Source organism: Snodgrassella sp. W8135, from assembly GCF_016101225.1.
Taxonomy (GTDB): Bacteria; Pseudomonadota; Gammaproteobacteria; order Burkholderiales; family Neisseriaceae; genus Snodgrassella; species Snodgrassella alvi.
The window spans coordinates 1-22,554 of sequence record NZ_JACFQX010000005.1; the positions used below are offsets into that span (position 1 = coordinate 1).

Sequence of the window (22,554 nt, forward strand, 5' to 3'; positions counted from 1 at the left end):
CAACAGAAGAAAAAATAATACCACAGCAGCCTAATGGCTGCTGTTGCTGTATCTAGGTCAGAGAAGGGAAGGACTGCTGACGCAGTGCTTCGTAGAGGACGATGGCGGCGGCGTTGGAAAGGTTCAGTAAGCGGATGTGTTCTGACTGCGGGATTCGCAGACATTGCTCTGTTTAGGTCTGAGTAAATGCTTGTGGCAGACAGTATAACAAATTAAATTGTCATCAGATGCAAGATTGGATTAGATAGAAAAATGTGCCAATTATTAACACTTATTCAGTAATATATCATACCAAAATTATCATTTATTTATTTGCTTTGGTTGAAAATAATGAATCAGCAAGATAGTCAGTTCTCATCTAATCAATTATTTCTTTCGGTTATTTTAATGGTAGCAGGCGCTCATCTGTGTAATGACCTGATTCAGTCGATGCTGACAGCTACTTATCCCTTACTGGAAGAAAAATATCAGTTAAGTTTCGCTCAGGTGGGTTGTATTAGTCTGGTATATCAGCTTACAGCTTCAATTTTACAGCCTGCAATCGGTTATTACACAGATAAGCATCCGAAACCTTATTTATTACCACTAGGTATGGTTTCAACGACGTTTGGCTTGTGCATGCTGGGTTTGGTCAGTCAATTCTATTTATTATTACTGGCCGCAGCATTTCTGGGAGTAGGATCATCTACTTTCCATCCTGAAGCATCCCGTGTTGCACGTAATGCTTCTGCTGGTCGGTTTGGTTTAGCTCAGTCGGCATTTCAGGTAGGCGGTAATCTGGGTTCTTCACTTGGGCCGCTACTGGTGAGTTTGGTTGTGCTGAGATATAACCGGCAAAGTAATATTCTGTGGTTTATCGCCATTGGTGTAATTGCTATTTTGCTTTTGTGCCACATCAGTGCATGGAGTGCTCGTCATCTGGCTGCAAATAAACACAAGGCAGCAGCAAATTGTACTTTACCTTATGATAAAAGTAAGACCATTCTGGCCTTATTCATTCTTGCCGTACTGATTTTTTCTAAATTTTTTTATATGGCCAGTATGAGTAATTATTATAGCTTTTATCTAATTGAAAAATTTGCTTTAACTAAACAATCTGCAGTGTTATTTCTATTTTTATTTCTGGCCTGTGTGGCAATTGGTACGTTTGTCGGAGGTCCGGTAGGTGACCGTATTGGTCGGAAATATGTTATTTGGTTCTCTATTTTAGGGGCTGCGCCTTTTACTCTGGCCTTACCTTATGCAAATCTCTGGGGTACGGCGCTGTTAAGCTGTTTGATTGGTTTAATTATATCTTCTGCTTTTTCGGCAATTGTGGTTTATGCTCAGGAGTTGATTCCCGGACGCGTCGGGATGATTGCCGGTCTGTTTTTTGGTTTTATGTTTGGGATGAGCGGAATTGCAGCAGCAGTTTTAGGATATGTGGCCGATAAAACCAGCTTACAACTTATTTTTAAATTTTGTTCTTTCCTGCCATTACTTGGAATACTGACAATTTTGTTACCGGATGTGGAGCGGTATAAACGCTAAAATACCCAAAGGCCATTGTTCATGGCCTTTTTATTGATATACGAAATAAGATTAAATGATTTTGAGTTGTTTTAAAGACAGTTTCAGGAAAGCATAAAAGATAGGCGCAAAAATCAATCCGATTACGCCAAATAAGCTTTCAGACAATACCATTGCAATCAGCAGTTCGCAAATGCCGGCGTGGATTTTGTTACCAATTATTTTGGCATTGAGTATATATTCGATTTTATGGATGATAATTAGATATAACAGGACAATTACTGCCATCCAGAATGAAATAGTAAATGCAACCAGACACATAATAGTATTGACTATGAGGTTGCCAATAATGGGGATCAGCCCAAGAACGAAAGTAGCCAGTATCAGGCTTTTGCTGAAAGGCAGATGAATACCGAATAAAGGTAATATGATAAGCAGGAAAATAGCAGTCAGAATGGTATTAAAAAAGGATATCACTACCTGTGAGAAGGCAACATATTGAAATACCAGTACCAGACGATTTAACCCCTCTTTGAGTGCCTGCATATAAATTGTTGATGAGGAATGGGTTTCAGTGATATTGCGTTTGTTCTGCTGATAGCCGGCAATCAAACCGATAACCATACCTATGATGATGATTAGCAATGAATGAAATAATTGCTTAACTACAGACTGAAGATATAGAACATGTTCTTTGATAAAGTTTAGTGCATTGGTTCGCAATTCAATCAGATTATCAGGAATATATTTATTTAGTTCTTTGGGCAATGAGCTGGCAATGCTGTTAAATAAGCTTTGAATATGAGTAAGGGTTTGTTGCGGATCTTTGGCTACGCTGATTACCCAGCTAATCAGGTAACCAAAGCCGCTAATGAGTATTGCCATGATGAGCAGTGAAAGTAATAATACGGAAAAAAGTTTGGCTTTATTGCCCCAGCGATGCATTTTTTTGGCCAGAAAATCTTCAAGCTTCTGTGTCAGGGTATAGGTGAGTAAGCCGGAAATAACACCGGACATTAAGTGTATTTCCATAAATATGATAAAAAAGACAGAATACAATACTACAAAAAACAGTCCTATTTTTTGTTGCTCATCTAAAAGCATAATTTTTCCCGGGTTAATTTTTATAACAATAAAATTTTATTTCAGACAGAATTCATCTTGCTGGCTGTCTTGCTGCCAACGATATTCGATTCTGGTTGCGATTTGTCGGGCAACGGTTTCTCCGGCCCTGTCTTGTACAAAGGCTAAAGCCATATCCATACCTGCACTAATACCTGAAGATGTGTAGTATTTCCCATCTGTAACCCATCTGGCTTTTTCTATCCATTGAGTTTGTAACGATGAAGTTTTTACCCATTCGAAAGAGAGTTTATTGGATGTTGCTCGTTTTCCATCAAGTAATCCTGATTTAGCCAGTAGGGCACTACCCGTACATACTGTTAATACATACCGGCTTTTTTGTGCCAATTGCTTTAGCTGGTTGATATAGTCAGTTTCGAGGATAAGTGTTCTGGCTCCTGTTCCACCAGGAATGAAAAGCGTATCGATTTCGGACTGCGGCATCGTGTTAAAACTTTCGGTAGCAATCTGTACACCATCTCGATTGCTTATTAAGCCACCATCACGGGAATAAAACTGCATTTTCCAGTCTGGAACTTTTCCAAATATTTCTACGGGTCCAAAAACATCAAGGGTTTCGAAATCAGGATATAGAATAATAGAAATGTGCATTATTTTTCCTTAGTGTAAACGGGTTGAAAAGATAAATTTCTGGATATTGTTTTGAATATAAGTAGCATATCATTTTTTCACTTCTCAGATGCTTATTTGTACTTGGATAGTGGAGTCTAAAATTAGGCAAATCCAAAAATATAGGATATGAATTTATCTAAATATAATTAAAATTCAAATTATTTTTCAGTTAGATATGAAGTTGTGAAGTATTCGAACTTAATCCGTGGATAATTCAGTTGTAAAAATATAAAAATGTTGTAATCAGAATAACTGGTAATGCTGAAATAAATTGAAAATGAGCTGACTGGCAGAGGTGAACTGAGAAAAGACGGGTGAAGAGTTTGAAGCTTATAAAACTGAGAATAACAATAAGCATACATGGATAATAGTTTTTCCAGTATTGCTTAAGTTTAGCTGATGTAATTTTGTTTTATAAATGCAGGATTAAAAAACACATAGGCTGTCAAGTTTAATAAAAGGCCAGACTTTGCTGATGCTCTTCTGACCTTTTATTGAGCAATTCTGGCTTAGTTGTTTTCAATAATGCGGTTATTGAGTGGTTGAACCGGCCGGTTGTTATTTTTCGGCAGATAATGAGAAATTTCTTCGATTTCATCCTTGGACAGGGTAATCGGCTGACGGAATAAGATCCACGTTACCGGTTCACTGCATGGTGGAGTGGTCAGTGAACCGGTATAGCGATAGTAGCTGTGATTTTTCGGATAAATGTGTTCAGGGTTAAATAATATATCGGTATTTTCACTGCTATTTTTGGCAAGTTGTTTAAATACGGATAATTTTTCAAAGTAGGAATTTTCTTTGCCTTCCTGTACAAATACGGCAATCACAAGATTACTGTGATCAGCAGCCTGATGAACAAAATGTAATTCCAGCGGATAGCGGACTCCATTAATCGTGTGCTCAGCCGGTTCATGAGCATGAAACTGAACCAGTTTGTATGTTTTGTTTTCGTAGCTAAATGTGCTGTTTGCATCAAAGTTAAACTGGAGTGAATGACCATTATCAATAATTTGCTTAATATCGGCATGTTGATAATTAAATTTCAGTGCCGGTAATTGCTTATTGTTTTTGCTGTCAAAAATATCAATAGGGGATTGAGTTTTGCCTGATGCACAAGTTTGTGCATCAGGCAGGTTACCCCAGTTTTCCGGTGCGTTATCACCTTGATAACCCCAGTGGGTTTGTTCCGCCATGGCTGAGGTAGCCAGACCAAGGCTAAGACATAAAGCTAAAATATTTTTTCTCATGATGCGGTTCATATGGGTTTATTATTTTTTAGTTTAGTCTTATTTGGTAAAGTTGGGTAGTATTTTTGTTGTTGGAATCTGATATATTATTAATATATTAAATATTTTTTATATGGTATTCTATTTCTGGTTTAAATCATGTTGAATCTAAATTTTAAATTACCATAAATAGGAACTGCAATTTGTGATGGTGTTATATAAAAAACATCTATTAATTTGCTATCAAATAAAATATATAAATCAAGTTTGCGACAGTACTTACTGTTAAAGGATAAACGTAGTATATGTAGAACTCTTTAGATTAGTAAAATTAGTCTGATGCAGAACCTAAAAAAGTATTTTTGTATATCGCTAACTTTACTATTAAAAATCCATTCATCTTTTGAATAAGTATCTCCATCTGATATGAATTTTTTATATTCATCTTCAAAATCAATTAAAGCTACAATTTTGTATTTTCCTTCGTTATGCTTATATAACAATGCCCACCAATGGAGATGGGAATTATTATTTTGTATTTTGTGTAGTACGTCATTTTTTTGAAAATAAAAAATAGCTTCATCGTTCTTTATTAAATATGGTTTATTAATAGATTTAAGGTAATTAAAAACTAAGAAGGAGTAATAATTAGCGTCATCGGCCATAATATAGAAATCATCACCCATACTAGTTTTTAACTTATTAATTGTATTTTCACTGGGAGTGACTAATATAACTATATCTTTGTCAAAAATAATTTTTGTTTTTTTCTCGAATAGTATTAAATTATTTTGTCCTGCTAAAGCCGTGTGGAAAGAAAAAAATATTAAGCAGAAAAATATAAATAATGTTTTTTTCATAATAATTAAAGCCCCCCTTCTAATTGTTGATTTATCTGGATATGATAGCAATCATTTTCAATTAAAGCATGATCTGCTTAAGCTCTTATTTGAGCTAAAAATTGCTTAGAATCAGTTAATTCAGAATTGACATCATGCTAAACATATATAATTAGTTTATCATCAAAAAGTTAATTTTTATTGTAAATCTCTATTTATCAATTAATAATACATTTAAGTTTTTTCTACCTTTTAGCGTAATTGTCAATTCACGATTATTATCATTTTGTTTAAACCATTCTTGTTGTAGCATTGATTGAAGCAATAAAGTCCCTAATGGACCACCAATATGATCCCTATGCTCAGTAAAATCTATACAGCGCTTTCCAACACTAGCTGTATTAGAAGCGTTGAGTAATAGCTTATGTCCTTTAAAAAAATTTTTACCATGTTCAGTAACTAAAAAAAAATTATCTTGTATAACAATAAATTCATTATTAATAAATGACTGCGTAAGTGCAACAGACCATGAACCGGCTAGATGTTTATAACATGTTCTTGCCTCTTTAAATTTTTCTTTAGTGTTAGTATTGGATAAAAATAAACACTCTTTCGGGGGAATAATATTAAAAGTTGATTCAATAAACATTGCGGTATCTTGATTTTTTATTTCATAGTAATGGTGTTTACCACACGTCCTATGATGGATAAGATCAATATTTTCTAGTTTTTTTAAATGAAAACGCGTAGCCTGTGGCGACAGATTCAGTCGATTTGCTAACCATGAGGCTGAAAGAGCTTTGCCATTCATTAATTCAGTGATAATTATAACTCTACTGAAATCAGACATTGCATCTGAAAATCGTATTAAATCCTTACAATATAATTTATTCACTCTTTAGAATCTCCATGAAAAATCTATGATTTTTTTTTATTATTATTCAATTTGAAATCAATTAAGCACAGCGAATTAATATACGCTTTTTAGCTAATTTGTTTAAATTTCTTTTTAAGCATCATTCCTGAAAAGTAAATAAGCTAATCAGATATTTTCACCAATAAAACAAGAAAGAAAAGATTTGATTCAATATGAAAAATGGATATCTCATTATTGCAACTTTGATGGTTGGTTAAGGATGAAATCACTTTCTTCTGCAGGCAATTAGCTAATGGTGAAATCAAATTTAGATGGGGACTATAAATGACTAAAGTACTAGATAGTTCTAAACCAATATATTCTATTTATATTACATGCTGTTTAGGATTGTTCTTATCAACACTGGATACCGGTATTATAAACTTAGCTCTGAATACGTTTTCCATCGACTTTGGCGTTTCTTTGGAATATATCGGATTATCTGTTACTTTATATTTATTATTTTTAATTATTTTTCTTGTTCCTGGCGGTTGGCTTGGTGACTTTTGGGGGCAAAAAATAGCGTTAATAGCAGGTTTCGTGCTTTTTGGTCTAACCTCATTGATAGCTGGTTTTTCTGAGTCTGCAAATCAGCTTATTATAGCAAGATGCGGACAAGGAATTGGTGCCGCGCTATTGCAGGCAAATTGCTTGGGGCTGGCTGGTTTACAATCATGTAAACAGAAAATAAGGTTAAATTCTTTCATAATGTTGGCGATAAGTTTAGGACCCATTTTAGGGCCTTCTTTCGGCGGTGTTATTTTAAATTTATGGGGATGGCAATTTTTGTTTCTAATTAATGTTCCATTGTGTATTGTGGGATGTTTTTTTAGTTTAAAAATAACTAAAGCAGTAAACACACTAAAAAGAGAGACTTTTGATTTAAAAGGAATGATACTTTTTTTTATGATGTTAGTGGGTTGTGTTTCTCTTATTTATTCTGATAATTTAAATCTGTTATTGATTGAAAAAAATTTTATTGGTATTTCTACTTTAATCATTTTTTTTATTTTTTTGAGGATAGAGTCAAAATGCTCCAATCCTTTTTTTCCTGTCAAATTATTATTCATCTCGTCAATTAGATACGTTTCAATTGGCAGTTTGATATTTGGGTTGACAGCGGGCATCATTTTTTCAGCGTCACCTCTCATGTTTATCAGAGAAGCTGGTTATCCAATCAATTATATAGGATTAATCTGTACTGCCGCACCCATTGGCGTTATTTTAAGTGTGTTTGGCAGAAAAGTAATAAATTCAAGTTGTAATAAAATTATACTAATTTATGCTTTACCGCTTATGCTATTTGCTTTTGCCTTGCTTTTCTTTGTGAGTTTTAATATTTCAATTTTTAATTATGTTATAGCTGCTTTGTGCTACGGTTTAGGGGGCGGACTGTTTCAAGGTTCATTAATTCAGATGGCGATGGATCAAAAAAAAGATAAACAATCAACGATTGGAGGCTTATTAAGGCTTTTTCAAAATGGAGGACTTATTATTGGGTCAGCATGTTCTTTAATGTTATTAGAAGCAAAGATTTCACCTTTAGAGAATATTTCTACCTATCAAAAATTATGGGGTATTACTTTTAGTGTACTCTCTATTATGTTTGTTTATTCATATGTCTCTTTATTTAGAATAAAAAAATAAATACAGTCTCATTTTTACTTATGTGGCTAACAATTCAAATAAATTCTTATTGAAGATAAATCATCATATGGAAAAGTACTCGAAGGAGTCGATCAATTACGTTCAATTGAGTAGAATAAATGATTATATAAGAATGCGTTGGCAGAGATGAGCACTGGTAATAATGCCTTTGTGTATTACCCCGTCCGCAGATATTGTTAAATCACCCGTTATTACATGAACGAACTTTGGTTATCGGTTGTTTGCTAAGTTGTTACATGCAACTGGCTGGAAAATAGGCTATTGTGTAGCAGCTGCTGTATTGATGACAGAGTTTCGCAAGGTTATCAGTTTGATGTATTTGGTATCCATACGCCTGTACTGTATGCTATTGCTGTTTATCTGGCAGATGCTTCACATTATGAAAAGTTAGGCTGCTTTTTTCAGCAAAAATACGATTTTATGCTAGCTGGGTTGCGTTATTCACGTTTTGAGGTTTATGTGCCTCAGAGAATATATTTTAGGGTACTCAATTACGGAGATGTCAGCACTGCGCCGGAAAATGAATTTGTGCGGAAATTGGTGATTACACATCGGGTAACTATGGTACTGCTGGCGGCATTTTATCATGATGGATTTAGCCAGTAGAATTATTGTGCACTGGGTAAAATAAATTATGGTAGTAAAAAATTAGGACAGATGATTTATCTGTCCTTTTTATTTATCAGTTAATGATAAAACAGACTGGTGATAATCTGAATATATAACCAGCAGCCAAAGCAGATGAATGCACAGCCGCCAATGCGGTCGATAGCCAGACTCCAGTGCAAATAATTGCGTTTAATAACAGGTAAGGAAAACAGCCATATCATTAAGCATAAAGTCAGTAAAACCTGTACCAGTAAAATAAGCATAATTTCATATTTTAATGTGGGTTTATGTACATTAGCCATAGCCATGGACATAACGCTGCCCAGATAAAAAATGATTTTCGGATTGGACAGATTGGTAATCAGACCTTTCCAGAAAAAATGCTTTTCCTGTATTGGTGCAGTAATGGAATTATTCTGGGGTATAACTGTACGCAGCATCTGGTAGCCGCAATAGATTAAGTATGAACCGCCAGCCAGCATCAGGATATTCTGTAACCAGGGCAGCTGCTGCAATAAGGCGCTATAACCTTCAATAGTCAGTAATAACCAGAAAGCCACGCCTGTAGTAATGCCAAGTGCTACGCAAAATGCAGCCCAGCGTGAATAATTCAGTGCGGTTTTGCTGATAAGCAGCATATCCGGCCCCGGAGATAGCTGTCCCAGAAGATTAAGCAAAACGATACTGGCAATCATAGATTGTGTTTGATTAAGCATAAACAGATTCAGAGTTAAAACGGCTATTTGTTACGACGTTTGGCACGCGGATGAGTACTGTCATAAATTTGTGCCAGATGATTGAAATCCAGCTTAGTGTATTGCTGGGTAGTGCTGATGGATTTATGCCCAAGCAGTTCCTGTACGGCGCGGATGTCGTGAGCATTTTGTAAAACATGGCTGGCAAAACTATGCCGCAGCATATGCGGTGATAAATGGCGATCGCTGCCATGAGTAATTGACCAGACATTTAAACGGTTTTGAATTTGACGCGCACTCAGACGTGTGCCGCGCTGACTGGTAAAAACGGCATTTTCTCCCGCAATGGCATAACGGCAGGGCAGGTAGCGCCGTAAAGCATCAATACTTTTCTGACCCAAAGGAACCTGACGCTGTTTGTTCCCTTTACCACTAACATGAACCCAGTTTTCATTCAGCATTAGGTGATGCAAATCCAGTTGCACGAGTTCGCTCAAGCGTAAACCACTGCCATACAGCAATTCGAAAATAGCCTGATCGCGCAGTGATAGAGTATCTTCGGCTGTGGGCTGGTCAAATGTGTGATTTAGTTTTTCTGCCGGAACGGCTTTAGGCAGACGTGCCCCCGCTTTAGGAGCTTTAATGTTGTTAGTTGGGTTAGTTTCAATTTTTCCCTGACGTTGCAGGAAATTAAAATAGGCTCGCCACGTACTAAGCTTACGAGCCAGTGAGGCAGGCTTATCACCCATCCCGCTAAGTTTTTTCAATGCACCGACCAGATGCAACCGTGTAATGCTTTCAGCAGTAAGGTTATCGGGCAGAAGCCGGATGAGCTGAATCAGGTCACGAGTGTAGGCAGTGCAGGTTAAAGCAGACAGACCACGCTGCTGTAAGTGCTGAAAAAATTCATTCCAGAGTATCCAGTTGGGGGATGAAGTAGTCTGCATTTAATTACTCTGTGCAATGAGATGACGAAAAGCCTCAGGTGTACGACTGATACGCTGGCGTTCATAATTAAAAAAAGCCATACCGGTTTTTACCATGGCAATAGCAGCACCATCGTTGACACGGGTTATACGGTACAAAATACTGAAACCGGTGTTGCTTAGTTCAGATATATCCAAATCAAAGTTTAATTCATCACCATAGAAGCTTTGTCCCTGAAATTGTAGAGCAGCATCAAGCATAATCAAACCGGTACCACCAATATCCATTTCACTAAAGCCGAACGAGGCCAGCAGGCGCAGCCGTGCTTCATGGCACAGGCGTAATACGGCATCATTGGCCAGATGATTGCCATAATTAATGTCACCGATATATACCTTGATTGTGGTATGAAACAGCCAGTGTTCGGGTGGTTCGATATGAATACGGCTCATGGGTTTTCCTTACTGGATTCAGGCTAGATGGTAGCAGTTTTTAAGGTATTCTGTAGCCGGCTGGTGTTTGTATCAGGCAAATTTGTGCTAAGCTTTGCCAGTATTTCTTAGGTTGTATTGTTGTTTTTCAGTTTATTAACAAACGCAGTTATGGTTTGTCGGGCAGGGAGAATAACGATGTATCACAAAATTATGGTACCGGTAGATGAAAGTGCAGCTGCTATGCGAGCCTTGCAGGAAGCAATAATGCTGGCTAAATTATGTAATGCGGTTCTACGGGTAGTCAATGTTGTGGATCTGGCACAGTTTAGCTGGGGTGGTGTAGGAGCGCTGCCCTCTGAAGAAGTACGCAAAGCAGTTAATGCAGCAGGTAAAAAAGGTTTAGAGCAGGCAGAAAAACTACTTGAAGAATCCGGTATGCAGTATGAAATTGAAGTGCTGGAAAGTGCCGGTGATAAAGTGGCTGATATGCTGATTCAGGAAGCGACGGAACATAATGTTGATTTGCTGGTGATGGGTACTCACGGCTTCAGTGGTTTTATGCATATATTAATGGGCTCTGTGGCTGAAGGTGTTTTACGCCAGTCTGATATTCCGGTGATGTTATTACGTGTACGTGATGATGATTGATTAACAATTTGTTATTTCTATTGAAATCTGGCAGGCAATGAGCTCGGTTATTGCCTGCTATTTATTTATGTAAAATATCAATTCTAATCAGGATGGATGATTTACTGGCGAAGATTCGGATTGTGGTGCAGTGATTCGAGGGCAATATTAATAAAATTAGGGGCAATACTGGTAATATCTATATTATCCGGGTCAGTCAGCCATAAATTGGTTAATCCCATAAACAGAGCCTGAAAATACAGGGCAGCCTGCTGGATATTGATATTTGCCGGCAAAATATGCTGCTGACAGCACATATGAAATACAGCACACAGATTTTGCCACCATAAATTTTGGTATTTTTGCAACAAAGCCACAATCGCATGGTTGTCAGCAGTGTGCTCACAATTCAAATGCAGGATATGACAGAATTTACGATAATTATTATCACTAGCCATACGTTGAAACATGTGTTTTAGCGCCTGCATCAGATTGTTCAATGCGTCAGGAGAACTGGTGTCAATGTCATGCTGCAATTGGCTGCTCAGTTTACTGAAAACCTGTTGGAATAACGCATCGAATAAGTCTTCCTTATTTTTAAAATGCCAGTATAAAGCACCGCGAGTCACGCCGGCTGCGCTGGCAATTTCTTGCAGTGAAGCACGGCTGACACCGCGCCGGTAAAATATATCCAGTGCAGCAGCCATGAGAGCCTCTTTGGTTTGCAGGGCTTCTTCTTTGGTCTTGCGCATAATAAATTTCCGTTTATCTGTAAATTAAATTAGGCAAATCTGTATTTAATTCAGATTAGCACAAGATTTTTTGATTAAAATAACTTAAGTATTAAATTATTGCATCTGGTATACATACATTGTTGCATGTATAATGCGCAGCGTAAAGCTATTCTTATTTAATCGTCTGTTGTCGCATTGCTGGCTGCCTGATATTTAGATTTCGGCAGCCCTAAGTGTTGGCACCAGCGCTATTTTTGTCATATTTTTAGCACAGTATAGTAAAAAGTTATTTAATTTTTAAAGTATATATGCACATATTGAGGTGAATATGGGAACGAATCGAAAAGCAGATAAATGGCGCATCAGTGCGATAGTACTGGCAAGTGCGCTGGCATTAGCTGCATGTGGCAAAGGCGACAAAGCACCAGCACCACCTGCACCAATGGTTAGTGTACTGACTGTACATCCGGAAACGGTGACTGTAGATACCGAGCTGACTGGTCGTTTGAAGCCGATTCGCGAGTCACAAGTACGTGCCCGTGTGGCTGGTATTTTGCTGAAACGTCTGTTTACAGAAGGTACTTATGTTAAAGAAGGCCAACCACTGTTTCAGATCGACAATGCGCCTTATGTAGCTTCTTTGCAATCGGCACGTGCCAGTCTGGCAACCGCACAGGCTAATGCGGCGAAGGCTGATGCCGATATTGTCCGTTATCGCCCGCTGGTTGCAGCTAACGCAATCAGTAAACAGGAATTTGATCAGGCAATCGCACAACAGCGTCTGGCGCATGCACAGATTGACAGTGCACAGGCCGCAATCAAAAGCGCACAGATTAATGTTGGCTATGCCTATGTGCGTGCTCCGATTTCAGGCCGTATTGGTAAGGCCCTGGTAACTGAAGGCGCTTTAGTCGGCCAGAATGATGTTACTCAGTTAGCGCTGATTCAGCAAACACACACTTTATATGTTGACCTGACCCAGACTGCCGCACAGGCAATGAAGATCCGTCAGGATATTGCTGCCGGCAAGATGAAAACCATCAATGGTGCCGTCGAAGTGGCCATCAAACTTGATGACGGTAGTGAATATCCGCAAAAAGGTCGTTTACTGTTTACAGATATGACTGTAGATGAAGGTACCGGTGAAGTTAAAGTACGTGCCGAAATTCCTAATGATGATGATATGTTGCTGCCCGGACAGTTTGTACGTGTAGAGATTCCGCAGGCTGAAATTCAGAATGCCATCGTCTTGCCTCAGCAGGCAATAACCCGTGGTGCCAGTGGTGATACGGTTACGGTGGTTAATGCTGATGGCAGTCTGGCTGTGCGCAATGTAACCGTAGTACAGCAAAAAGGCACAAACTGGGTAATCAGCGGAGGTTTGCGTGCGGGAGATAAAGTAGCAATGGATGGTCTGGCACTAGTGCAGTTAACCGGTGCGAAGAAAGTACAGACTCAGCCGTGGAAACCTGCACCTGCTAATGGTGCGCCTGTGCCTCAGGCTAAGACTGCTTCTGCATCTGCACCTAAAGCTTCTGCGGCATCTGCCTCTCAGGCTCAGTAAGGAATCTGTAATATGTCACGATTTTTTATTAACCGACCGATTTTTGCATGGGTGGTGGCGCTGTTCATCATCATTGCCGGTATAGTGTGTATTACCAAGCTGCCTGTTGCCCAGTATCCGACAGTAGCTCCTCCTTCCATCAGTCTGACTATTTCCTATCCGGGTGCTGATGCCCAGACCATTGAAGATACTGTATTGTCACGTATCGAACGTGAAATGAACGGTCTGGAAAACCTGGAATACATGGAAGCAAAATCGTTATCCAACGGTACGGGTACATTAACCCTGACCTTCTACCCGGGTACTGATGATGATATTGCACAGATGAATGTGCAGAATGCGCTTTCACGAGCAGAACCGCGTTTGCCGGCTATGGTCAAACAGACTGGTGTACAGATTGCTAAATCACGGAGTAACTTCCTGATGGTAACCATGTATACCAGTGATAGTCCTAATCTGACCCCGGCAGATATGGCAGACTATGTGGTACGTAACATTCAGCCGGAATTACAGCGTATTGACGGTGTAGGTAATGTAATGGTGTTCAGTTCTGAACGCGCCATTCGTGTCTGGCTGGATTCAGACAAGCTGCGCAGTGTTAATCTGACCCCGGCAGCAGTTAATGCCGCAGTAGCTGCACAGAACCAGCAGATTTCTGCAGGTAGTCTGGGTGCTTTGCCTTCACCTGATAATATTCAGACTACAGCGACTATCATTGTCCCAGGTCAGCTGAAAACAGTTGAACAGTTTGAAAATATTATTGTTAAAGCCAATACCGATGGTTCACTGGTACGTCTGAAAGATGTTGCTCGTGTAGAGCTGGGTAAACAGGATTACTCTACTGGTGCCCGTTTGAATGGTAAAGACGTGGTGGGTGCAGGTATTCAGCTGACGACTAAAGGTAACGCACTGGCTACAGCCAATGCAGTTAAGGCTAAGCTGGCCGATTTGCAAAAATATTTCCCTGCCGGCATGAGCTGGTCTGCACCATATGACAGCTCCACTTTCGTTAGTATTTCCATTGAAAAAGTGGTACATACTCTGGTAGAAGCGATTGTACTGGTATTCCTTGTTATGCTGGTATTCCTGCAAAACATTCGCTATACCCTGATTCCGACGATTGTGGTACCGATTGCTTTGCTGGGTGCTTTTACCATCATGTACTTTGCCGGTCTGTCGATTAACGTACTGACCATGTTTGCCATGGTACTGGTAATCGGTATTGTGGTCGATGATGCCATTGTGGTGGTGGAAAACGTAGAACGTATCATGGCCGATGAACATTTGCCGCCAAAGCCTGCTACAGAAAAGGCCATGGGGCAGATTTCCGGCGCTGTAGTCGGTATTACAGTGGTACTGATTACCGTATTTATCCCGATGGCGTTCTTCTCCGGTTCTACTGGTAATATTTACCGTCAGTTCTCTATTGTGATGTCGGTAGCCATTTTCTTCTCTGCTTTTCTGGCATTGTCGCTAACACCGGCCTTGTGTGCTACTTTGCTTAAACCAGTTAACGAACATGAAGCGGAGAAAAAGGGTTTTTATGGCTGGTTTAACCGTAAATTTACCAGCGGTGCCAAAAAATACGAATCCAAAGTGGCTTATGTACTGCATCGCAGCGTACGTATGTTCATCATCTATGCTGCTATCACAGCCTGTGCGTTATTAGTAATGGTACGTCTGCCGACTTCATTCCTGCCGGAGGAAGATCAGGGTTACTCCATTGCTTTGATTCAGTTGCCGCCGGGTGCGACTCAGCATCGTACACTGGATACTTTCAAGAAGATGGAAGAATTCACTCTTCATCAGCCTGAAGTGAAAAACATGGTATCCGTACTGGGCTTCAGTATGACCGGTCAGGGGCAGAACGTTGGTCTGAGCTTCCTTGTATTGAAAGACTGGTCAGAACGTAGCGGTGCGGAACACAGCGCCAATTCACTGGCTAACCGTATTACCGGTGCTATGATGGGTTCAGTACGTGATGGTTATATCTTTGCTCTGGTACCGCCATCCATTCCTGAACTGGGTACCAGTACCGGCTTTAGCTTCCGGCTGCAAGACCGTGGCGGTAAAGGTCATGAGGCGTTACTGGCCGCGCGTAATCAGCTGCTGGGTATGGCGCGTGAAAGTAAAGTGCTGACACAGGTACGTCCGGACGGTATGGAAGATGAACCGCAATTGCAGATTGATATCGACCGCGATGCTGCTAATGCACAAGGCGTGTCATTCGGTGATATTTCAACTGTATTAAGTACTGCTCTAGGTTCCAACTACGTTAACGACTTCCCGAATAAAGGACGTATGCAGCGCGTAATTGTACAGGCAGATGTGGCTTCCCGTATGACACCTGAAGACCTGAGCAAGCTTACCGTTAATAATGCACAGGGACAGCCAGTACCATTATCCGGCATCATGAAGACACGCTGGATTACCGGCCCGGCACAAACTGTCCGCTACAATGGCTATACCGCTATGGCGATTACCGGTAATGCTGCTCCGGGATACAGTACTGGTGATGCCATGAATGAAATGGAAAAAATTGCCAGCAAGCTGCCGGATGGTTTTGGTTATGAGTGGACAGGTCTGTCTAAAGAGGAAAAAGATGCGGGTAACCAGTCTACCATCCTCTATATGTTCTCACTGCTGGCTGTATTCCTGTGTCTGGCCGCACTATACGAAAGCTGGACAATTCCATTATCCGTAATGCTGGTAGTACCGCTGGGTCTGCTTGGTGTCGTGCTGGGTACATGGATGCGCGGTATGGAGAACGACGTTTATTTTCAGGTGGGGTTAATTACCGTAATTGGTCTGAGTGCTAAAAACGCCATTCTGATTGTGGAGTTTGCCAAGGAGTTGCAAGAGCAGGGTAAAAGTCCGCTTGAAGCTGCACTGGCTGCCGCTCACCTGCGTTTCCGTCCGATTCTGATGACATCCATTGCGTTCATTATGGGTGTAGTGCCTCTGTACTTTGCCAGTGGTGCCTCTTCTGCGAGTCAGCGAGCCATTGGTACCAGCGTATTGTGGGGAATGTTAGTGGGTACCTGTCTGGCTCTGTTCTTTGTACCTGTATTCTATTCAACTGTACGCAGTCTGTTCAGCAGGAAAAAGAACGACAAAAATGGCGGTACTCCTGACAATGACAAAAATCTGCCGATGACAGTAAACAGTGATGGCAGTGTCAGTGTGCAGTCTGCCAATCAGACAGACAAAGAGGATAAAGCATGAAACACATAGTGAAACCTACTCTGCTGGCTGTATTAGTTGCCGGAGTAGTGTCTGCCTGTTCGATGGCACCCCGCTATCATCAGCCGAAAGTAGAGCTGGCAGAAACCTTTCCAGGTGCAGCAGCCAATGACCGGTATGCCGGTTCAGTGGCTGCCGCCAATCTTGGCTGGCAGGACTACTTTGCTGATGAGCGTTTGAAACAGATTATCAATCTGGCTTTAATTAATAACCGTGATTTACGTGTGGCCGCATTAAACGTGGAAGCGGTTCGGGCTCAGTATGCTATTCAGCGTGCAGACCGCCTGCCTGCATTAGGTGCGACAGGTAATGGCGGACGTTCGCGTGTTGCGCAGGACTTAAGTGCTATGCGCGATGCTGCGGGCCAGCAAACCAGCTATATTGCAGAATCATATAATGTCGGTTTAGGTGTGACCGCATTTGAGCTGGATTTATTCGGACGGGTTAAAAGCCTGTCTGATGCGGCTCTGAATCAGTATTTCCAGCAAAAGCAGGTGCGCGATTCTACCCAGATCAGCCTGATTGCCAGCGTGGCCAAAGCCTACTTTGCTGAGCGTATTGCTCAGGCACAAATGGACTTATCCAGCCGTGTATTAAAATCACGTGAAGAAAGCAAGCGTCTGACTGATCTGCAATTCAGATCCGGTGTGATTTCACAGGTACAGGTAGATGTAGCAGAAGCACAAATCGAAACAGCCCGTGCCGATTATGCTGCGGCTAAACAGGCGCGTGAACAGGCTCACAATGCCTTAACTTTGCTGGTGGGTAAACCATTGCCGGACGATTTACCGGCAGCAGCACCACTGAGCCGCCAGTTTGTGAATGCGGAGCTGCCAGCCGGTTTGCCGTCGACCATCCTGTATCAGCGGCCGGATGTACGTGCAGCTGAGTTTGCGCTTAAATCTGCTAATGCCAACATCGGCGCGGCGCGGGCAGCATTTTTCCCGCGCATCAGCCTGACCGGCAGTATTGGTTCCGGCAGCAACGATATTGGTCATCTGTTCAATGGTCCGAACCGTACATGGAGCTTTACGCCACAGATTACCCTGCCGATTTTCACATGGGGGCAAAACAAAGGTAATCTGGATCTGGCAACAGCGCGTAAAAACATTGCTGTAGCCCAGTATGAGCAAACTGTACAGGCTGCTTTCCGTGATGTGGCCGATGCACTGGTGGCACGTGATTCCCTTAAAAAGCAGTATGAGGCAAAATCACGTGGTGAACAGGCACAAACTAATCGCTACAAGCTCACACAGTTACGGTATAAACACGGCATAGCCAGCTCACTGGAACAACTAGATGCAGAACGTGACAGTTATGCTGCACAGCAGGCACTACTCAATACACAGCAAACTCTGCTGGAAAACCGTGCCGATCTTTATAAAGCACTGGGTGGCGGTCTGAATCAGCAAACAGTCACACCTGCAGAAAACACTAGCGTTACCACGACAACTACTACCACAACCACAGTGCGGTAATTGTCTGAAATCCGGATGGCAGTATTCTCTGCCATCCGTCTGACGGCATAAGCAGCTTACTGAAAATACAGTACAGGCAGTAACCTGAACCGGTAATCAGCCTGTATCAAATCTGTACTTACTACAGTTTGCCTGATTCAACAGCAACATTTTCAGCTGTTCATGTCATACAAAATGATTTAACCCTTGAATAGATTCCGCTTTTCATGGTATAAATCGCGTTTTACAAAATTATTAGAAGTTTGGAGTTAACCATGGCACGTGTATGTAAAGTGACCGGTAAGCGCCCGATGAGTGGCAACAACGTGTCACACGCCAACAATAAAACCAAACGCCGTTTCTTGCCTAATCTGCAATCACGTCGTTTCTGGGTTGAAAGTGAAAACCGTTGGGTACGCCTGCGCGTTTCTAACGCCGCCTTGCGTACAATCGACAAGGTAGGTATCGATGTAGTATTGGCCGACCTGCGCGCTCGCGGTGAAGCTTAATCATATTGTGATTTAAGGATAGAGCAATGCGCGACAAAATTAAACTGGAATCTTCTGCTGGTACTGGTCATTTCTACACCACTACCAAAAATAAACGCACCATGTCTGGTAAATTTGAAATCAAAAAATTCGATCCGGTAGTGCGTAAACATGTACTGTACAAAGAAACCAAACTGAAATAATTATTTCTTACTGGTTTGAAAAACCTGAGCAGTTTATTGCTCAGGTTTTTTTATTACAAATAATCAAAACCAGATTATCTTTGCCGGTAAAGATTAAATAATCAAACAATGGACAATAATATGCCTGAAATCCTGGAAGCATTACAACACCGAATCGAAGAGCTGGAAATTGAAAGTGCGCTACAGGCGGAAACTATCCAGAGTCTGAGTGATACCATAGCACGAATTCAGCAAACTCTGGATTTACAGCAGGCACAACTGCGTCTGCTGTACCAGCGTCTGCCAGACAAGATAGAAAATGGTAACGAACCATTTAATCCGGCTGATGAAATTCCGCCCCATTATTGATTAATTTTGTCTGGAATATTACAAAGCAGAAAATTTCAATTTCAGATGTACTGCGTTTTGATTAATTGGAAATCTGATTAATATAAATGTTGAAGCAGAGTTTTTAAATAAACAATTTTTTATAGAGAATAATCAATAATACAAATGGTAGTGTTGTTTAATATTTAAATTCACTTTAGTATAATAATATTTAATATGAATATTATTAAGCTTTCCCATCAGTTATCCTGGTGGGAAAATTATGCATATCAAGTATTTAGTAACTCTTATCCAGCCCCATTTGCCAGAAATCAGCTTCTAATTGCGTCGCTTTAGTAAAAATTTTGCTCAGTTGCTGAAAGCGCTGTGAATCAACATCGGCTAAACGCTGATTAATCCAGTCAATCTCTTCCTGCATAGCAATCTGAAATTCATCATTTGCGTACATTTCTACCCAGCTTTGATAAGGGTTATTAATTGTTTGATACCATGGCTGATCTTTAAGCCAGCAGGCAATAATTCCATATCCGATTAAGCATGGTGCCAGTGCAACATGTAAATCCAATAAATCACCCTGTTGTCCGGCATCGAGTATATAGCGTGAATATGCAATATTTCCTTTGGCTTCGGGCAGAGTATTAAGTTCCTGTTCACTTATGCCCCATTCCTTACAATACTGTATATGTAATTCCAGCTCAGTATCCATAATAGCCTTGAGACCTGCTAATGCCTTGCGTATTTCAAATACATCATGGCTTTTATAAACCGCGAGTCCCCATGCACGCGCAAACTGAATTAAAAAAAGATAATCCTGTTTTAAATAATGCTGAAAACACGATTTATCTAATATTCCTTTACCCAGCTGGCAGATAAAATCATGCTGAATATAGCGGTTCCATTCATCCTGACAGGCTTCTGTGAGTGATTGAAATGATGGCATAAAAAAAGCTCCTTTAATAAATAATATATTAAGGAGTAACAAAACAGACTTATTATTTGAAAAAAAGCGTGTTTTATACTCCCTTCGGCGGTACTAACCGCATCAGGTTCTACGGGTGTAATCTCAGCCAGCGGCACCCCGGATAAATTAACCGGTAAAGGTTAAAAGAAAGCCAGACAACTAGCAGAAAAAAATTGAACCAGCTATAAGATGTACTGACAACAATAGTATACAGTTGTTTTCAATAAATATATATTGAATAAATTTATCTGCTTACTATTTATTATCGTTTATGTAGCTGATTATTTTTCTGTTGTAAATAACTGCAGCTCTAGTCGGGCATGAGCAACTCTTATGTAGTCTGATATTAAAGACTCACAATCCGGTAACTTTAATTTGCCTCTGATTTCATATGCAGTTATCTGGATATGATTATTTCGTTTGTTATATTTTATTTTTGCGTTACATGGTTTGAATTCTCCCGGTTTGAATGTTGGATTGAGATAAAGATTTAGCTTTTTATACATTTGGCCAGTTATCTCAAAAGAGTCTATTTGCTTCCATGGAATAGCTTTATCAAAGCAGGGAAGAATTAATCCGCGTGGCTTCATGGTAATTAGTGCTGAACCAATGATTTTATACATTTTGTAGCATCTGAATAAGCAAAAAGCACTGATCATTGAGAGGATAATGACACTTATCAGCCACTCTGAATCATGTGCTTTATCAGTTGTAATACAAGCATATGTTATTAAGATAAACAGACCTGCCAGCAGGGATCGCAGAAACAATCTGATTATTCCGCCCTGTTTTAAGGTAATGGTTTCCTGAGGTTGACTACTGATATGTTTCAGATAATTTAATTTAGTTTCTGCTGTTTCCTGTATATCATTTTGATAATCTGATTGCAGGATGTTTAGTTCTTTACTAAATAAATCTTTCAGAAGCGTGGTCGGACTAATGTTGATGAGCAAACCACTCAAACGGTTTAGTTCGCTATATTTAATGTAAGACAGTCGTTGAGCTAAAGTCGGGTGCCGGGCATAAACAGAAGGTGATTTTTTTAGAAGTTTGCTAAGCGATGGTGTTTCTGAGTGTTCTACATAGTGTGTAACATAATCTAAAGGCAGAAAGTTTATATGTGTTTTATAGTAATAATTTTCCAATGCCTGATTAATTCGTGTTTGCAAAAGATGCATTTTACTTAAGGCTAAAGCAAATTGCTCTTTATGAGTAACTTTTAAAACATTTAAATCCGCTATAGCTTCTGTGGAACGATACCACCAATGAATTGCTTTGTTAAACGAACAATAAAAATATTTGGCTAGCAAATACGGAGGGTAGAATAAATAATTTTCGAATAAAGAATAGGATAAATAATTCTGGTATAAAAAATTAGCTGTTTCAGTTAACTTATCAATCTGACGATTAAAATTTGCAGATACATTTAAATCATTACTGGCAATATGACTTAATCTCTGCGCAATTATGCTGGATAATTCTGCTAAGGTTAAATAATTAATATAAGTACTGTCCAGATATAAAGTATTTCCTGTTAATACTATCCTGTCCGGATACAGACGAACTGCTTTATTACTTACCCTGAAGCCATTTCCTATGCAAAGTACAATATGGTTTGGCATAGCGTTTAACCCAAGTTTTTGTACAATTTCCCTAATTAATTTCCATAATGCCGGATTGGTTTCAGTCGTGATCAGCACACCGCTTACTCTGGCTGTTCCTGTATTATCCTGTTTGTTATATCTGTGTAAATAGAAAAAGCATAATCCTGCTACAACAAACAGAGGGATGATTGCCTTCTCCGGTCTTGTACCATCAGTAAGTATTATGAAAACGAATAAAAAAGACAGAATAAGACTGATGGGCAATATCAGCAAAATTGCCTGTATCATATGCGACGCACGAGTAAAATTAATGCGCAATTGTTTTAAAGATTTATCTGCTTTTCTACCCAAATGCTGAATCAGGAATAAAGCAACTACTCCGGAAAAAAGACACATAATACCGCTAACTATGCCACCTGCAGCGAGTGGTCTGGCATATGTAAGTGCGAAATTATGCTTTTTAATTTCTTGCTTTATTTGCTGACGCTTGCAGTTATTCTCATAACTTTCAGGCTGCTGTAGTAACTCTTGCTGTTGTAATGAAAGCTGAAAGATTTCCTGATTGATGCTCTGGATTTGTGATGAGGAGGGATAATAGTAAATGCTTAGGCGAATGCTAATAAGTGGTAATAAAATGATGAAAAAAAAAGATAGATTTTCTCTTTGAGCGAAAAGATATGAAGGTTTGTACTTTTATGCAAGATAATCACCTGCTATATTACTTTCTTTCGTAATCTTACAGAAAAAAGCAATATGAATCAGTTA

At 39.8% G+C, this 22,554-nt stretch carries 21 protein-coding genes and 1 riboswitch; of the genes, 10 read left to right on the forward strand and 11 right to left on the reverse strand.

The features are described from left to right. Window positions 1-330: 330 nt before the first annotated feature. A complete protein-coding gene (locus H3T75_RS09330) occupies window positions 331-1,530 on the forward strand; it encodes an MFS transporter (RefSeq protein WP_198211584.1) in 1,200 nt (399 codons plus the stop codon). Window positions 1,531-1,581: 51 nt separating this feature from the next. Here H3T75_RS09330 and H3T75_RS09335 read toward each other — a convergent pair whose 3' ends face one another. From H3T75_RS09335 to H3T75_RS09355, 5 genes are all read right to left on the reverse strand, one after another. Further along, window positions 1,582-2,613 carry an AI-2E family transporter gene (locus tag H3T75_RS09335; RefSeq protein WP_198186703.1) on the reverse strand — a complete coding sequence of 344 codons (1,032 nt, stop codon included), beginning with the start codon at window positions 2,611-2,613 and terminating at the stop codon, window positions 1,582-1,584. Between the two features lie 36 nt (window positions 2,614-2,649). Further along, window positions 2,650-3,243: a DJ-1/PfpI family protein gene (locus H3T75_RS09340; protein WP_198211585.1), complete on the reverse strand. Its 594-nt coding sequence runs from the start codon at window positions 3,241-3,243 to the stop codon at window positions 2,650-2,652. A gap of 530 nt (window positions 3,244-3,773) precedes the next feature. Then, window positions 3,774-4,514 carry a carbonic anhydrase gene (locus H3T75_RS09345; RefSeq protein ID WP_037393121.1) on the reverse strand — a complete coding sequence of 247 codons (741 nt, stop codon included), beginning with the start codon at window positions 4,512-4,514 and terminating at the stop codon, window positions 3,774-3,776. Between the two features lie 296 nt (window positions 4,515-4,810). Further along, window positions 4,811-5,353, reverse strand: a complete 543-nt coding sequence (locus H3T75_RS09350) for a hypothetical protein (protein ID WP_198211586.1) — start codon at window positions 5,351-5,353, stop codon at window positions 4,811-4,813. Window positions 5,354-5,543: 190 nt separating this feature from the next. Then, a complete protein-coding gene (locus H3T75_RS09355) occupies window positions 5,544-6,227 on the reverse strand; it encodes a winged helix-turn-helix domain-containing protein (RefSeq protein ID WP_198211587.1) in 684 nt (227 codons plus the stop codon). A gap of 306 nt (window positions 6,228-6,533) precedes the next feature. Here H3T75_RS09355 and H3T75_RS09360 point away from each other — a divergent pair, with 306 nt between their 5' ends. Continuing rightward, entirely contained in the window at window positions 6,534-7,895 is a 1,362-nt protein-coding gene (locus H3T75_RS09360) for an MFS transporter (protein ID WP_198211588.1), read from the forward strand. A 282-nt stretch (window positions 7,896-8,177) separates the two neighbouring features. Further along, the gene (locus H3T75_RS09365; RefSeq protein ID WP_041879946.1) at window positions 8,178-8,522 is read left to right on the forward strand and encodes a hypothetical protein; all 345 of its coding nucleotides are present in this window, start codon (window positions 8,178-8,180) and stop codon (window positions 8,520-8,522) included. An 80-nt stretch (window positions 8,523-8,602) separates the two neighbouring features. Here H3T75_RS09365 and H3T75_RS09370 read toward each other — a convergent pair whose 3' ends face one another. From H3T75_RS09370 to H3T75_RS09380, 3 genes are read right to left on the reverse strand one after another with little or no spacing between them, the layout of a single operon-like run. Then, window positions 8,603-9,241 (reverse strand): LysE family transporter, encoded by a 639-nt coding sequence (locus H3T75_RS09370; RefSeq protein ID WP_198207752.1) that lies wholly within the window; start codon window positions 9,239-9,241, stop codon window positions 8,603-8,605. Window positions 9,242-9,264: 23 nt separating this feature from the next. Next, window positions 9,265-10,167, reverse strand: a complete 903-nt coding sequence (locus H3T75_RS09375) for a tyrosine-type recombinase/integrase (RefSeq protein ID WP_078475054.1) — start codon at window positions 10,165-10,167, stop codon at window positions 9,265-9,267. Continuing rightward, entirely contained in the window at window positions 10,168-10,599 is a 432-nt protein-coding gene (locus H3T75_RS09380) for a thioesterase family protein (RefSeq protein WP_084551507.1), read from the reverse strand. It lies immediately after the preceding gene. Between the two features lie 177 nt (window positions 10,600-10,776). Here H3T75_RS09380 and H3T75_RS09385 point away from each other — a divergent pair, with 177 nt between their 5' ends. After that, window positions 10,777-11,229, forward strand: a complete 453-nt coding sequence (locus H3T75_RS09385; protein ID WP_025329829.1) for a universal stress protein — start codon at window positions 10,777-10,779, stop codon at window positions 11,227-11,229. Window positions 11,230-11,330: 101 nt separating this feature from the next. Here H3T75_RS09385 and H3T75_RS09390 read toward each other — a convergent pair whose 3' ends face one another. Beyond that, entirely contained in the window at window positions 11,331-11,960 is a 630-nt protein-coding gene (locus H3T75_RS09390) for a TetR family transcriptional regulator (protein ID WP_025329830.1), read from the reverse strand. A gap of 310 nt (window positions 11,961-12,270) precedes the next feature. Here H3T75_RS09390 and H3T75_RS09395 point away from each other — a divergent pair, with 310 nt between their 5' ends. From H3T75_RS09395 to H3T75_RS09420, 6 genes are all read left to right on the forward strand, one after another. After that, window positions 12,271-13,506 (forward strand): efflux RND transporter periplasmic adaptor subunit, encoded by a 1,236-nt coding sequence (locus H3T75_RS09395; protein ID WP_198211589.1) that lies wholly within the window; start codon window positions 12,271-12,273, stop codon window positions 13,504-13,506. 12 nt (window positions 13,507-13,518) lie between these two features. Beyond that, window positions 13,519-16,731: an efflux RND transporter permease subunit gene (locus tag H3T75_RS09400; protein WP_078475051.1), complete on the forward strand. Its 3,213-nt coding sequence runs from the start codon at window positions 13,519-13,521 to the stop codon at window positions 16,729-16,731. Next, window positions 16,728-18,227: an efflux transporter outer membrane subunit gene (locus H3T75_RS09405; RefSeq protein WP_198211590.1), complete on the forward strand. Its 1,500-nt coding sequence runs from the start codon at window positions 16,728-16,730 to the stop codon at window positions 18,225-18,227. Before H3T75_RS09400 ends, H3T75_RS09405 begins: the two co-directional genes overlap by 4 nt. 254 nt (window positions 18,228-18,481) lie before the next feature. Next, window positions 18,482-18,715 carry a 50S ribosomal protein L28 gene (rpmB, locus tag H3T75_RS09410; protein ID WP_002216391.1) on the forward strand — a complete coding sequence of 78 codons (234 nt, stop codon included), beginning with the start codon at window positions 18,482-18,484 and terminating at the stop codon, window positions 18,713-18,715. A 26-nt stretch (window positions 18,716-18,741) separates the two neighbouring features. Continuing rightward, window positions 18,742-18,897: a 50S ribosomal protein L33 gene (gene rpmG / locus H3T75_RS09415; RefSeq protein WP_025329834.1), complete on the forward strand. Its 156-nt coding sequence runs from the start codon at window positions 18,742-18,744 to the stop codon at window positions 18,895-18,897. 120 nt (window positions 18,898-19,017) lie between these two features. Continuing rightward, complete coding sequence (locus H3T75_RS09420; RefSeq protein WP_198211591.1) at window positions 19,018-19,245, forward strand: SlyX family protein; 228 nt, start codon at window positions 19,018-19,020, stop codon at window positions 19,243-19,245. A 256-nt stretch (window positions 19,246-19,501) separates the two neighbouring features. On the opposite strand, the gene tenA is transcribed toward H3T75_RS09420, so the two are convergent. Beyond that, entirely contained in the window at window positions 19,502-20,164 is a 663-nt protein-coding gene (tenA, locus tag H3T75_RS09425) for a thiaminase II (RefSeq protein WP_198211592.1), read from the reverse strand. A gap of 61 nt (window positions 20,165-20,225) precedes the next feature. Then, window positions 20,226-20,315: riboswitch (TPP riboswitch) on the reverse strand. A 151-nt stretch (window positions 20,316-20,466) separates the two neighbouring features. Then, complete coding sequence (locus H3T75_RS09430; protein ID WP_198211593.1) at window positions 20,467-22,185, reverse strand: M48 family metalloprotease; 1,719 nt, start codon at window positions 22,183-22,185, stop codon at window positions 20,467-20,469. Between the last annotated feature and the right edge of the window lie 369 nt (window positions 22,186-22,554).

Bases quoted from the DNA above. Each gene is read 5' to 3' on its own strand.
- H3T75_RS09380 (WP_084551507.1), bottom strand. From the start codon at position 10,599: ATGAGCCGTATTCATATCGAACCACCCGAACACTGGCTGTTTCATACC.
- H3T75_RS09400 (WP_078475051.1), top strand. From the start codon at position 13,519: ATGTCACGATTTTTTATTAACCGACCGATTTTTGCATGGGTGGTGGCG.
- H3T75_RS09395 (WP_198211589.1), top strand. From the start codon at position 12,271: ATGGGAACGAATCGAAAAGCAGATAAATGGCGCATCAGTGCGATAGTA.
- H3T75_RS09345 (WP_037393121.1), bottom strand. From the start codon at position 4,514: ATGAGAAAAAATATTTTAGCTTTATGTCTTAGCCTTGGTCTGGCTACC.
- H3T75_RS09360 (WP_198211588.1), top strand. From the start codon at position 6,534: ATGACTAAAGTACTAGATAGTTCTAAACCAATATATTCTATTTATATT.
- H3T75_RS09430 (WP_198211593.1), bottom strand. From the start codon at position 22,185: ATGTGTCTTTTTTCCGGAGTAGTTGCTTTATTCCTGATTCAGCATTTG.
- H3T75_RS09420 (WP_198211591.1), top strand. From the start codon at position 19,018: ATGCCTGAAATCCTGGAAGCATTACAACACCGAATCGAAGAGCTGGAA.
- H3T75_RS09330 (WP_198211584.1), top strand. From the start codon at position 331: ATGAATCAGCAAGATAGTCAGTTCTCATCTAATCAATTATTTCTTTCG.
- H3T75_RS09390 (WP_025329830.1), bottom strand. From the start codon at position 11,960: ATGCGCAAGACCAAAGAAGAAGCCCTGCAAACCAAAGAGGCTCTCATG.
- tenA (WP_198211592.1), bottom strand. From the start codon at position 20,164: ATGCCATCATTTCAATCACTCACAGAAGCCTGTCAGGATGAATGGAAC.
- H3T75_RS09335 (WP_198186703.1), bottom strand. From the start codon at position 2,613: ATGCTTTTAGATGAGCAACAAAAAATAGGACTGTTTTTTGTAGTATTG.
- H3T75_RS09405 (WP_198211590.1), top strand. From the start codon at position 16,728: ATGAAACACATAGTGAAACCTACTCTGCTGGCTGTATTAGTTGCCGGA.
- H3T75_RS09370 (WP_198207752.1), bottom strand. From the start codon at position 9,241: ATGCTTAATCAAACACAATCTATGATTGCCAGTATCGTTTTGCTTAAT.
- H3T75_RS09375 (WP_078475054.1), bottom strand. From the start codon at position 10,167: ATGCAGACTACTTCATCCCCCAACTGGATACTCTGGAATGAATTTTTT.
- H3T75_RS09385 (WP_025329829.1), top strand. From the start codon at position 10,777: ATGTATCACAAAATTATGGTACCGGTAGATGAAAGTGCAGCTGCTATG.
- rpmG (WP_025329834.1), top strand. From the start codon at position 18,742: ATGCGCGACAAAATTAAACTGGAATCTTCTGCTGGTACTGGTCATTTC.
- rpmB (WP_002216391.1), top strand. From the start codon at position 18,482: ATGGCACGTGTATGTAAAGTGACCGGTAAGCGCCCGATGAGTGGCAAC.
- H3T75_RS09340 (WP_198211585.1), bottom strand. From the start codon at position 3,243: ATGCACATTTCTATTATTCTATATCCTGATTTCGAAACCCTTGATGTT.
- H3T75_RS09350 (WP_198211586.1), bottom strand. From the start codon at position 5,353: ATGAAAAAAACATTATTTATATTTTTCTGCTTAATATTTTTTTCTTTC.